This window comes from Robertkochia solimangrovi, from assembly GCF_007279655.1.
GTDB classification, from domain to species: domain Bacteria; phylum Bacteroidota; class Bacteroidia; order Flavobacteriales; family Flavobacteriaceae; genus Robertkochia; species Robertkochia solimangrovi.
In genome coordinates this window covers 63,071-75,337 of the sequence record NZ_QKWN01000013.1, presented here as the reverse complement: position 1 = coordinate 75,337, position 12,267 = coordinate 63,071, and the positions used below count along the sequence as shown (strand labels likewise).

Sequence of the window (12,267 nt, the reverse complement as noted above, 5' to 3'; positions counted from 1 at the left end):
GCTATATAAATTCAGACTTTTTGTGTTTCAATATTGTTAGCCTTCCATCGCTCTCTAAGACTGTATCCGATTCCGAACAATAATCCTAAAAATCCTCCCAAATAGCTAAAGGTATGCATGGATCCAACCATCTCAAATGCGGTCCTATCTTTTATATTATCGGGGAGAAACCAAAGTGAAGGAGTATAAGAAAGGAAAAATTTACCGTACACTAGTCCGAATAGCCCGGTAAGCAGAGCAAATACTATATTCCAGATCATGGCTTTTAAGGTGACCCGAAACATATCTTTTGCAGTTTTATGGATCAAACCGATCACGCCCAGTAATATGCTTATGATAAATCCCACCCACCAGGTAGCCAGAATTCCTACTACCATAACTCCTGATCTCGGGTTTTCCAGTATGATCTCCGGCGCCTTCCCGCTCCCCACATTCACTCCCCAACCCCAATTCATAAGTCCGAATTGAAAGAATTTGAATTTGGTATAGTATTCTTCAGATATGGTATAAGTAATCTGGTCATGAGCAATACCGAATACCGAACCTAAAACTGGTCCGATCAGGAGTATGAGTATAAGCGTGGCGATTTTCTTCAGCATTTCGTTATTGATGTTAGATCAATATTGGAACAGGTCACTAAATCGTAGGAATATTCCCTGATATATAGTGAAAATAGCTAATTCCATTTACAAAGCGAAAACTAAAAAGGATTTGTTATGCAACTGATTTAGTGGAATGAGTTTGAGAGTGAAGAGCGAGTACCGAGTATTAAGTGTAAATTTTAATTCTCAATTCTCAATTCTCAATTCTTCAATTCTCAATTCTATTTCCCTCCAATTCCTTGCCCCATCCCTAAAGGGTGGGAATTGGAACTGAAATGGTCACTCAATAGCCCCCTCGTCTCCCTTTAGGGCAGGGGTCAAACGAGGGGACACGAAATTGTAAGTGGTAAATTATAATTCTCAATTCTCAATTTTTCAATTTTTCAATTCTCAATTCTATTTCCCCTCCAATTCCTTGCCCCATCCCTAAAGGGTGGGAATTGGAACTGAAATGGTCACTCAATAGCCCCCTCGTCTTCCTTTAAGGCAGGGGTCAAACGAGGAGATACTAAATTGTAAATTAAAATTCAATTCTCAATTCTTCATTCTCCATTATTTCTGGTTACATGTACAGATCGGTATATTTTCATGATTTGGATTTTTACCGTAATGGGGTCTTATTCCAGGCGAGGACTCGAACTCCTTTTGAAAAATGAGTTTTATCAGGCTTTTGGGAGAGAAGGTCATTGAATCTGGGATAATGGAGCTCTAATTTGGAAATTTGAATTTGTTGAAGTGGCCATTCTATATGGTGTATCTCAAATTCGTTAATGTACTTTTCAGTATCCTGAAATAAGGCGTATCGTTCTGTTAGCCATTTGTCCAGGTCGGATTTGTTGGAAGTAGCCATGCCTGTGTCATGGTTAATTTTAAGTTGGTCTTTATATTCAGGGTTTGAAGAAAGATAGGTATAAGGTGTTCTTTGCATTCTGGAATAACGATAGGGCAGTTCTGAGATCCCTTTTGCTACTTTACAGGAAAGCTTTTTACCTCCTTCGATGCTTAAAAAATATACTCCGGTTTTTCCGTTTGCTTTCACATAGGTTCGGATATTGATCTCGTCGAAATTGGAAATCGGTGAGAAGGCAGGTAAATTTTTTGGACGTATGTTTTCCATGGAAAAGGCAACTATGGAAACCCATGGTTTACCTTCGAAAAGGTCGATTTCCAGATCGTTGGGGACAAACTTCTTTAATGCAGAAATCTCTACCTGCCAATGGAGAAAGATGGCGTTGTTCCATTCCTGATAGAATTTCCAATCATGATCAGGTAGTTTCCAGGGTCTGTGGTCGGTTTTTTTGAGTAGGTTTTTTATGGTCATAATTGATCACCTTGTACCGGTGCTAAATTATAATTTTTTTGTTGGTAGGAAATGATCTGATCTGCCCATGATATTTTTTGGGCCAGTGCTGCATCGTCGAAAATAAAGAAACTCTCTTGTACTTTCATGAGAATAGTGTCCGAAATTAACCAGGAGATGAGGTGTTCAGCATTTTCAGTTTTATCATGGAAACCGCTTATTTTCTGTCTGTCAAATAATTTGGTTTGCTCATTGATCACAAGATTTGCAAGGTAGCTTATCGCCGATTTTGATACTGATCGGGACCATATTTCAAGAAGATCATCGAACTCCGGGTAAAAATTTGCAAGAGCGGAAAAGTAATCCTGAAAAACCCAGGCGGCTGCTTCGCTTTCGTCGTTGATCAGATTTTCCCAGAGACTGAGCATGAATTCACAAATAACACCTTGTTCTTCCTGCGGCCAGCTTAGCCATCCTGCTCGTTCGAGTTTATCGAAGGATATCCAGATTTCATAGGGTGTTCTGTAGATTGCTGTTAATTCAAAGATACGTGGAAGGAAATGCTTATAGTCGTTCGGTTCTCCCCAAGTAGTAATAGCCTTTCCTGCATAACGTGAGAGGTCATCATCATTTAATTTAGCCAGGGGTTTTGAGAATAACTCTTCATTCCAAAGCTTGAGCGCATCATAATTGGAACTTCCGCTCATGTTGGAATTAGGATGATATTTTTCAAAGATCTTGTATAGTGATTGAATACTTTCGGCTAATCGGCTTGTCATTTTGGCGGTATCTGTTTTTTTAAACGGTAGTGAGGTTTAAATATTGGATCAATTACTGAGATCATCCTTAGTTCCAAAAAAACCATCGGAGCCGGAGGAGACCAGTTTGAAATTCGCCCTGTCATCCGATAGCGTATATTGATAAGGGTGGTTCCAGGCATCTACCTCCCAACCTTGTCTGATAGGTCCGTTACCGATAAGTTCCTTTAAACTTTCGGGATATTGACCGGTATGATTCTTCCATTTTTCAAGAGCTCCACCGATCTTAAGGATTTCCTGTTCTGTCTTTCCCGGATTAATATAAGTGTGTTGAATGATCATAAATACAGAGGTTAAGATGGAAATGAAAAGCAACGTACCTAAAAATATCAATAAAGAAGGCCTGAACAAATATCTTTCAAGGGTTCTTGGTACACCATCTTGCTGTTCTTTTTTTCGAATTCTTTTGTCGTGGAGATATTCTTCACGAATGATTCCAATGTCAACTAGTATGCTTAGTATAAGGTCCATTAATCTACCTGTTATATTCGTTGGTATCAATTATTAATGTTGGGTTGGAGAGGTACTATAAGATGTTCCCTTTCCCAGATCCTGAAGGATCTTATCCTTTAAATTTTTAATGTTCCAATACACCGGGGGGAGAGACAACCGTTAAAATCAGACCTAAATGGGATGCCTGAGATCAGGTGGTAGAAATGTGTATTAATTGGTAGGAAAAATAGGAATTTTCCTGAATATAAGTGTGATAAATTAGGCTTTGAGTAGATTTTTAATAAAACTTTATAAGAATTTATGTAACCTTCCTATATTTTTCAGACTTTAAAGAATACCATGTTGATCACCTATGGAATAAATAATTTTGGTTTTCGTAACCAGGCAGCAAAAATAGTTGCCATAACGATCAGTATGGTGACCTCAAAGGGTTTACCTTTATAAATATGGATGATTACGATCAGCGTCATGTATAAAGACAAAATGACTGTACCCCAAAGTAGGGTCCTGTTGATCAGGAACAATAGGGTAGCGACCATAAGAATCACTCCCGTTATAATGATCAGTAGTTCGTTACTTACCACTTTATCCTGAACTCCGGCATTCAATATCTTTTCACCGGCATTCTTAAAATAGAACACAGAGATCACTAGGGAAGGAAGCCAGATTAAAACTTTAAGGATATGTTTTTTAAATTCCATACTATGATCGGCATTGAAGGTTAGCGGTTCGTCTGTGTCATGGAATCTGCCACAACGATAATATAATCAGCTATGGTTGACTTTTCTTCTTCGGTCATGGTTTCCCATTCAGAACTGTTTACCGTGGTGATCGATTTTATGGTTAGTCCGGGTTGCACCTTGTTGATCCACCAGATAATACCCTGATCATAGTTGGAATGGTAGGAACCTTCAAAGTGAAAGAGCAGGTTTCCTTTTTGGAAGTTTTTCAGGGAAAAATGGGCCATGGTGGCATCTTTGGAAGCCTGTGAAGTTTGAATGTTCAGCATGTTTGGAGGCACATGGCCTCCCATTTTTTCAGCCATTTCAGCATAAGCCTTTACCGTAGGATCAAAATATTTCTTCAGGTCCGGACTGATCATCGCTTTGGCTTCATCACTCAGCTGGTCAAGAATCCCGATGCCTCCCTTATAGATCATGGAAGCATACCTTCTCGGGATGTTCGTCGCTATGAATCTGAGCTCATTTTCCTTTGCAAAGTCCAGCAGGGGTTTATAATCGGTCTTATAGTTGTTCCAAAGCTGTGTGATCTCCGGTATCATTTTATCTTCTTCATAATACCCCTGAAGGTATTCATCGATCACCAATTGGTTTCCGTTTTCAAACATTTCCGCTCCCAGGTACAGTTCTTTTCCTTTGATCGCATAGAAACTTTTACACATTTCCAATTGCATCCAGTGTGAGATCGGATTGGTATGATATTCACCGAAAAAGACCATATCTCCTGCAGCCAGATCTTTGATCATAACCTCATAGTCGGCAACTTCACCTTTATTGTTCAATAATTGGTAAGCCGGTGGTTGCTGTGCTGAGGAATCGGTAATAAAGCAAAGAATAAGCGTACAGGTAAATAAAAAGTTTCTCATCAGTTGGAATGGTTTCATAAAATGGTTAGCCATGTCCAAAATAGGCAATTTCCTTTTAAGTTGTATAATCTTGAAATTGGGAAGCAGTATGTATTGAATTTTTTAGAAGTAGAATAGACACTAGGCAGCATAATAATGATAAAATAAATAGACTAATTAATGAGGGACATCAAATCATGTTTTAAAGCCAATTCGGTGTAACAGGATTGAAGTTAGTGAGGATATTTAATTTCCTTTTACAAAAGTTATGAATATTCGTTTTTTGATAGAACGAGTGTAGAACCACAGGGCCGGCCCATAAATTTTTGTGATAAGCGACCAGATTGCTATGACATTTGATCGGTTAAGAAGTTTGTAGCGATGATCAAAGATTTTGGTCTTTTTTAGCGGTAGTTAAGATTTTGGTCATTTATGAAACTATTATGGTTACCCGTAACGGCCATGATGGATATAATTTTGTCGTCTAAAGTCAACATTAAATAGAAGATCATGATGAAACTAAATTTTAACACGAACAGATACCTGTCCCTAGGGTTTATAGGTTTACTGATAGCCATCATTTTTCTCGCTTTTACAACTGTTGAAAACGAGGATGAAAAATCACAACCAGCAATGGCTGCGTTACCGGTAGAAGTGGCGACTCCGGTTTTTGAGAAAATTACCGAGTGGGATGAATATACCGGTCGATTCGAAGCGAGTAGCAGAGTCGAAGTACGTGCCCGGGTAAGTGGATTTCTGGAAAAAGTGAACTTTTCAGATGGTGAACAAGTAACGAAGGGGCAGGTTCTTTTTGTCATAGACCAAAGACCTTTTAAGATCGCATTGGCGGAAGCTGAAGCCAACTATGCTCAGGCACTGGCCACGCTTAAGACTGCTCAGGATAATTTCGAAAGAGTGGAATCTCTCAGAGAGACCGGAGCACTCTCTATAGAAGAGTACGACCGCAGAGAGCAGGCACTGGTACATGCTGAAGCAAGTAAGCAATTGGCTCAGGCCAAAGTGGATAACGCCAGACTCAATCTGGAATTTACAGAAGTGAAAGCTCCTATTTCCGGATTGGTAAGTCGTGATAAGGTAAACGAAGGGAATATCGTTGATGGGGGGAGTGCGAATTCAACCTTGTTGACCACCATCGTTGCTACGAGTCCGATTCATTTTTATTTCACAGGAAGTGAATCTGATTACTTGAAATACGTCAGACTTGCCAGAAATGGAGAACGGGATGAAGCCCGTGCCGAAGGCATGCCGGTTTTCATCAAGCTGATCGATGAGGATGATTTTGTACACGAAGCCAAAATGGATTTTGTGGATAATGAGATCGATAACAATTCAGGAACCATTGAAAGCAGGGCGATCCTTGAAAACAAAGACCATCTGCTGGAACCGGGAATGTTCGGAAAGGCGAGACTTCTCGGAAGTGCTGAGCACAAAGCATTGATGATTCCGGATGAAATTATCGGAACGAATCAGTCGCTAAGGTTTGTGTATGTCTTGACCGATGAAAACAAGGTCGTAAGCAAGACTGTTACACTCGGACCGTTGCATTCGAACGGTCTTAGAATTATCAGAGGAGGAATCTCGTCAGAAGATAAGGTGATCGTCAACAATATTCAAAAGATCAGACCGGGAATGGAGGTGAGTCCGTCGACCGTAGCGATTCAGGAGGAATCCAATATCCTGACGAATGCGGTAACCCAGGCTCATTGATGCCTGTGGGTACCTAAATTAACTTTTAGAATCAAAAGAATACTCTTAAGGCTTTCAGTTATCGGTCTTACGGTCGTTAACTGGGAGACAATGGGAGTCCTATTTTCAAAAAAGAAACAAAAGAATGAAGTTTAGCCATATATTTATAAAGAGGCCCATCTTTGCCGCAGTACTCAGTGTACTTATATTGATCGTTGGGGGTCTGGCTTATGTTTCCCTGCCGATTTCTCAATTTCCCGATGTTGCTCCTCCTACCATTGAAGTGGTAGCGGTTTACCCGGGCGCCAATGCTCAAACGCTTTCTGAAAGTGTGGCTGCGCCCCTGGAAAAGGAGATAAACGGGGTGGAAGATATGATTTACATGACTTCCCAATCCTCTGCCGACGGTCGTGTTGTACTTCAGGTAGCTTTTAAGCTGGGTACCGACCTTGATAAAGCACAGGTACAGGTACAGAATCGGGTGGCCATTGCCGAACCACGATTGCCGGAGTCGGTAAAAAGACTGGGAATAACCACGAAGAAAATATCACCGGATATGTTGATGGTGGTAAATATGTATTCACCGAATAAGACCTATGACCAGATCTATATGGGGAATTATGCAGTGCTCCAGCTTAAGGATGAATTGGCCCGTATAAAAGGAGTGGGTGATATACAGATCTTTGGTGCAGCCGAATATGCCATGCGCATTTGGTTAAATCCCGATAAGATCGCCACACTTGATATAACCGCAGGGGAAGTAGTAGCTGCATTGAGAGCACAAAATGTGCAGATCGCCAGTGGAACCCTGAACACCTTGCCCTCAGGGAATCAGTCGGCTTTCGAGGTCAATATACAAACACAGGGAAAACTGGTTTCTACAGAGCAGTTTGAGAATGTCATTATCAAATCCGGCGAGGATGGAAGGATCGTCCGACTGAAAGATGTTGGACGGGTAGAATTGGGAGCACAGAATTATGCGACCAAGGGTTATCTGGGAAAGGATCCGGCAATCGCGATGCCGATATTTCAGCAACCCGGTGGTAACGCCCTGGAAACCGCTGAACAGATCCAGGAGAAGATGAAAGAACTTTCGAAGAACTTTCCAAAAGACCTGGAATATAAGATCGCCTATAACCCAACGGAGTTCATCCAGAAATCTGTGGATGAGGTTTATCATACCATTTTTGAAGCTGTCATACTGGTAGTACTGGTGATTCTGCTATTCCTGCAATCCTGGAGAGCGGCCATTATCCCGATACTGGCTATTCCGGTTTCTTTGATCGGAACCTTTGCCGTGATGCAGGCCATCGGATTTTCCCTGAATAACCTGACACTTTTCGGATTGGTGCTTGCCATCGGTATTGTGGTGGATGATGCTATCGTGGTTGTGGAAAATATGGAGCGCTATCTCGCAAAAGGATTTTCACCTAAAGAGGCAGCCTTTAAAACCATGGATGAAGTAGGAGGAGCGCTTGTTGCAATCGGACTGGTATTGATCGCTGTTTTTATTCCAACCGCTTTTCTGGATGGAATTTCAGGGCAATTCTACAAACAGTTCGGAATGACCATCGCGGTGGCTACGGCTATTTCCGTATTCGTTTCCCTGACCCTGAGTCCGGCCATGGCAGCACTATTGATGCGTCACGAAGAAAAAACCACTGCTAAAAACACACCGATATATCTTAGACCTTTAAAGTTCATCGGAGATAAGTTCAACGGATTTATGGAGGCACTTTCTGATCGCTATGGGAAGGCCGTTCAAAAACTGGTGAGAACCGGGATGATGGTGATGGTGGTCTATTTTGGACTGATAGCAATCACAGGGTTTGAGTTCAACAGGGTGCCGCAAGGGTTTATTCCGGCTATGGACCAGCAGTATTTTATAACGATTGTACAATTGCCTCCCGGATCATCCCTGACCAGAACCGATAAGGTCATTCGGGAAGTACTCGATCTTGGGCTCGATATCGATGGGGTCGAGAATGCAGTTTCCTTCACCGGTTTTGATGCAGCATCTTTTACAAATGCCTCCAATGCGGCAGCCGTATTCTTAACGCTGGAAGATTTTGAACTCCGGAATGAAAAAGGAATTGGTTATGAGGAACTCTTAGGAACGATACGGGCTAAATTCGCTCAGATCGATGATGCCATCGTTTTGGTTATTCCACCACCATCGGTGAGAGGGATCGGTAATGCAGGAGGATTTAGAATGATGGTTCAGGACCGTGCTAACCTCGGTACTGATGCACTGTTGAAGGCGACCAATGAACTCGCCATGGCAGCTAATCAGGACCCTAAGCTTAATAACGTATTCAGTTTCTTCAATAATCAGACCCCGCAGCTTTTTCTCGATGTAGACCGGGTTAAAGCAGAGAAACTGGGAATCGATGTCGGGGAGTTATTTCAGTCGCTGGAGATCTATATGGGATCAGCCTTTGTAAACGAATTCAATTATTTAGGAAGAACCTTTCAGGTTACTGCACAGGCCGATGCACCCAACCGCTTAACTCCGGATGATATTTCCAGGATCAAAGTGCGTAACAAGAAAGGGGAGATGGTTCCTTTAGGGACGGTTTCACAACAAAAGGATATCGCCGGACCTTCAAGGATTCCAAGGTTCAATCTTTATCCTTCGGCTTCCCTTAATGGAGATTTTGCTCCAGGATATAGTTCTGGAGAAGGTTTGGACAGAATGGAGGAACTCACTGCGGAAATACTTCCACAGGGCATCTCCTTCGAATGGACGGAGATCGCTTATCAGGAACGAGCGGCCGGAAATACGGCAGGTGTCGCATTTTTGCTCGCAGTGGTATTCGTATTTCTGTTACTGGCAGCTCAGTTCGAAAGTCTGGTGCTTCCATTAGCTGTAATTTTCATCGTTCCTATGGTATTGCTTTCTGCGATGGTTGGGGTTGACCTCGCCGGACTGGATAATAATATCATGGTACAGATCGGACTCGTGGTACTGGTGGGTCTTGCGAGTAAGAATGCTATTCTGATCGTGGAATTTGCCAAGCAGCTGGAGGATCAGGGAGAAGATTTGAAAACTGCGGTGATCGAAGCTTCCCGTCTGAGGTTGCGACCCATCCTGATGACTGCGATGGCATTCATCCTGGGGGTAGTGCCTCTTGCACTGGCAACCGGAGCCGGATCAGAATTACGGGTTTCACTGGGGATAGCAGTATTTAGTGGAATGTTGGGGGTAACCATCTTCGGAATTTTCCTGACTCCGGTATTTTATTACCTGGGAAGAAAATGGTCGGCCAAAAGAGCGAAGGCTCATCAGCCCGCAGTGTTATCACCACAGCCTAATTAGAAATAATCAAGATGCAATGAAAAGATCAATAATATATATAGTAATCGCGTTCACCTTAGTATCCTGTGGGATTACGAAAAGGGACTATGAAGTACAAAGTGGGGTGAATGCGGGAGAAGACTTTCTTCAACGTGAGATCAAAGATAAGGCCTTTACGGAAGCAGCGATCGCCAAAACATGGTGGTCAGAATTTCAGGATCCCATTCTCGATACGTTGATAGAAAGAGCGAGAAAGCATAATCTGGATATCAATTCAGCAGTGGCGAACTATAAGGCATCCCGTGCTTTTCTGAAAGAAACCAGACTGGACAGATTACCAACAGTGACTGCCAATGGTGACTATACCAGAACCCGCCTGGGAGAAAATGTGTTCGTTCCGGGAAGCAATCCTACCTACAGTACCTATAATGCAAGTTTTGATGCGTTCTGGGAAGTAGACCTTTTTGGAAGGGTTAGTAACCGGATAAAAGGAGCCTGGGCAAACAGCAATCTGGCGCTGGCAGATATGCATGGTATGTATGTCAGTATTTTTGCCGAAGTAGCCAATAATTACATGGAGCTTCGGGGTACACAATACTTGCTGGATATCTCCAAACGAAATTTACAGAGTCAGAAAGAAACGTATGAACTGACCGTTAAATTGTCAGAAGCAGGTACCAGTAACAGTCTGGATGTATCGAGAGCCCTGGCACAACTCGAGAGTACCCGGGCAAGCATTCCTCCACTGGAAGCAAGGATCGAAGCGATCAAAAATAGCCTGAGCGTATTGATAGGTGAGGTACCCGGTGATCTGGATGCGGCCATCATCAGTAAACAACCCCTTCCCAGTTTGCCCCCGTCGGTTGCTGTAGGAAGCATTGAGGAGATGTTAAGACGCAGACCGGATGTAAGAAGGGCTGAAGCTGCACTGCAGATAAGGATCGCCGCATATAATATTTCGGTGGCCGAACTCTATCCGAAGATTGAATTCGGAGGTACAATAGGTTTCTCAGCTGTTGATTTTGCCAATTTCGGAAATAAAGAATCTTTTACCTGGAGTATATTTCCAAGTATCAGCTGGGCAGCCTTCAATCTAGGTCGTGTGAAACAACAGATCAAAAACAATGATGCCCAAACGCTGGCAGCACTCAATCAATATGAAAAAGTGGTGTTACAGGGATTAGAAGAAATTAAGACGTCTTTAAATAATTATACCAAGGAATTGCAACGGCGTGAGATCCTGCAAATTTCCTCAGAAGCCAGTGCGCAGGCAGCTGACTTCGCAAGACAACGCTATAATTCCGGACTGGACAGTTTTATCGATTATCTCAATGCTGATAAAGCCTTGTTACAAGCTGAAAATGCACTTGCTTTGAGTGAGATCTCTTCGGCGACCTCGCTGATCGCGATCTATAAAGCCCTTGGTGGTGGATGGGATATAATTTCGGAAGAGGAATTGAATACTAAATTTGAATCGATGCATTTGGCAAAGGCCAATACTAACAATTAAAACAAATTGTGTAAGGTGGGTTGGTGTAGGCAGACTAAAATTTGGCTATACCACCGACCCACTAAAATATATATGAGCAAAGCTGAGATACCGGTTTTTGAAAATACGAACGATCTGCATGAGGCAACAGGGTTTTCTCATAGAAGCCATATACCCAACTTTGATGTTTTTGCCGTTGAAGATATGGGGGTCACCGCGAGAAGATGTATGCCACCCTACAGGCAGAGTTTTTACCAGATTGGGTTGTTGAACTACACCGGCGACAGTCGATTGAATCTTGATACCGATGATCTGGAACTTAAGGAATATCCGCTGTGGTTCGTAGTACCCGGACAGGTATTCTCCTGGGTAAGAGATGAGCGAATGGCCGGATTGTATGTGATGTTCAGAAAAGAGTTTCTGATCAATTCCTTTCCCGATATCAATAAGGATTTTCCTTTTCTGAAAATGACGGAAAAGAGCGTGATGATGCTGACTCGCGAAGAACATGAATCGCTTAACTTTGATATCGAAAGAATGCTTTCGGTATTTAAGAGTCCGCATCCCTATCAGGAAAAAATGCTGGAAGGAATGTTGAGTTCGTTGTTGTATTTCTGTAAGGCTATCTATGAAAGACATAAGACGACAGAAAATCATTTGAGCAGATCTCAAATCATAGCGAACAGATTTGAAGCCTTGGTAGATAAGATGTATGTGGATACGAAGAATGTCAGTGATTATGCCCAGGAATTGAACATCACTCCGAATTATCTGACGACCACGATTAAAAAGTTAACGGGCAAAAGTGCAAAGGATATTATTCAGGAAAGACTATTGATGGAAAGCAAGAGTTTATTGAAATATTCCGGATTGGATATCGCTGAAATAGCCTATCGACTCAATTTTCAGGAACCTACGCATTTTACCAGGTTCTTTAAAAATATGAGTGGAACAACACCTAACCAATACAGAAGAACGTAAAGGGTCAGTGATCCGTATTGAAACCAACCCAATA

The 12,267-nt window shown here is 42.2% G+C and carries 10 protein-coding genes; 4 read left to right on the top strand and 6 right to left on the bottom strand.

What is annotated here, in order from left to right; genetic code table 11:
* Positions 1–11: 11 nt before the first annotated feature.
* The 6 genes from DMZ48_RS16440 to DMZ48_RS16415 form a co-directional block, all read right to left on the bottom strand.
* Positions 12–599 carry a hypothetical protein gene (locus DMZ48_RS16440; RefSeq protein WP_143956266.1) on the bottom strand — a complete coding sequence of 196 codons (588 nt, stop codon included), beginning with the start codon at positions 597–599 and terminating at the stop codon, positions 12–14.
* A 604-nt stretch (positions 600–1,203) separates the two neighbouring features.
* Complete coding sequence (locus DMZ48_RS16435; protein ID WP_143956265.1) at positions 1,204–1,923, bottom strand: YqjF family protein; 720 nt, start codon at positions 1,921–1,923, stop codon at positions 1,204–1,206.
* A complete protein-coding gene (locus DMZ48_RS16430; protein ID WP_143956264.1) occupies positions 1,920–2,681 on the bottom strand; it encodes a hypothetical protein in 762 nt (253 codons plus the stop codon). Before DMZ48_RS16430 ends, DMZ48_RS16435 begins: the two co-directional genes overlap by 4 nt.
* A 48-nt stretch (positions 2,682–2,729) precedes the next feature.
* On the bottom strand, positions 2,730–3,191 hold the full coding sequence (locus DMZ48_RS16425) for a type II secretion system protein GspG (RefSeq protein WP_143956263.1): 462 nt from the start codon (positions 3,189–3,191) through the stop codon (positions 2,730–2,732).
* Between the two features lie 332 nt (positions 3,192–3,523).
* Complete coding sequence (locus DMZ48_RS16420; protein WP_143956262.1) at positions 3,524–3,874, bottom strand: hypothetical protein; 351 nt, start codon at positions 3,872–3,874, stop codon at positions 3,524–3,526.
* A 20-nt stretch (positions 3,875–3,894) separates the two neighbouring features.
* A complete protein-coding gene (locus DMZ48_RS16415) occupies positions 3,895–4,779 on the bottom strand; it encodes a ChaN family lipoprotein (RefSeq protein ID WP_143956261.1) in 885 nt (294 codons plus the stop codon).
* 489 nt (positions 4,780–5,268) lie between these two features.
* Here DMZ48_RS16415 and DMZ48_RS16410 point away from each other — a divergent pair, with 489 nt between their 5' ends.
* The 4 genes from DMZ48_RS16410 (at position 5,269) to DMZ48_RS16395 (ending at position 12,233) form a co-directional block, all read left to right on the top strand.
* Complete coding sequence (locus tag DMZ48_RS16410) at positions 5,269–6,486, top strand: efflux RND transporter periplasmic adaptor subunit (RefSeq protein ID WP_143956260.1); 1,218 nt, start codon at positions 5,269–5,271, stop codon at positions 6,484–6,486.
* A 124-nt stretch (positions 6,487–6,610) separates the two neighbouring features.
* The gene (locus tag DMZ48_RS16405) at positions 6,611–9,784 is read left to right on the top strand and encodes an efflux RND transporter permease subunit (protein WP_143956259.1); all 3,174 of its coding nucleotides are present in this window, start codon (positions 6,611–6,613) and stop codon (positions 9,782–9,784) included.
* A gap of 16 nt (positions 9,785–9,800) precedes the next feature.
* Positions 9,801–11,273: an efflux transporter outer membrane subunit gene (locus tag DMZ48_RS16400; RefSeq protein ID WP_143956258.1), complete on the top strand. Its 1,473-nt coding sequence runs from the start codon at positions 9,801–9,803 to the stop codon at positions 11,271–11,273.
* 72 nt (positions 11,274–11,345) lie between these two features.
* Positions 11,346–12,233 carry a helix-turn-helix domain-containing protein gene (locus DMZ48_RS16395; protein ID WP_143956257.1) on the top strand — a complete coding sequence of 296 codons (888 nt, stop codon included), beginning with the start codon at positions 11,346–11,348 and terminating at the stop codon, positions 12,231–12,233.
* Positions 12,234–12,267: the final 34 nt, after the last annotated feature.

Excerpts from the sequence above, each read along its gene's own strand:
- DMZ48_RS16440 (WP_143956266.1), bottom strand. The coding sequence starts at position 599 with ATGCTGAAGAAAATCGCCACGCTTATACTCATACTCCTGATCGGACCA.
- DMZ48_RS16435 (WP_143956265.1), bottom strand. The coding sequence starts at position 1,923 with ATGACCATAAAAAACCTACTCAAAAAAACCGACCACAGACCCTGGAAA.
- DMZ48_RS16430 (WP_143956264.1), bottom strand. The coding sequence starts at position 2,681 with ATGACAAGCCGATTAGCCGAAAGTATTCAATCACTATACAAGATCTTT.
- DMZ48_RS16425 (WP_143956263.1), bottom strand. The coding sequence starts at position 3,191 with ATGGACCTTATACTAAGCATACTAGTTGACATTGGAATCATTCGTGAA.
- DMZ48_RS16420 (WP_143956262.1), bottom strand. The coding sequence starts at position 3,874 with ATGGAATTTAAAAAACATATCCTTAAAGTTTTAATCTGGCTTCCTTCC.
- DMZ48_RS16415 (WP_143956261.1), bottom strand. The coding sequence starts at position 4,779 with ATGAGAAACTTTTTATTTACCTGTACGCTTATTCTTTGCTTTATTACC.
- DMZ48_RS16410 (WP_143956260.1), top strand. The coding sequence starts at position 5,269 with ATGATGAAACTAAATTTTAACACGAACAGATACCTGTCCCTAGGGTTT.
- DMZ48_RS16405 (WP_143956259.1), top strand. The coding sequence starts at position 6,611 with ATGAAGTTTAGCCATATATTTATAAAGAGGCCCATCTTTGCCGCAGTA.
- DMZ48_RS16400 (WP_143956258.1), top strand. The coding sequence starts at position 9,801 with ATGAAAAGATCAATAATATATATAGTAATCGCGTTCACCTTAGTATCC.
- DMZ48_RS16395 (WP_143956257.1), top strand. The coding sequence starts at position 11,346 with ATGAGCAAAGCTGAGATACCGGTTTTTGAAAATACGAACGATCTGCAT.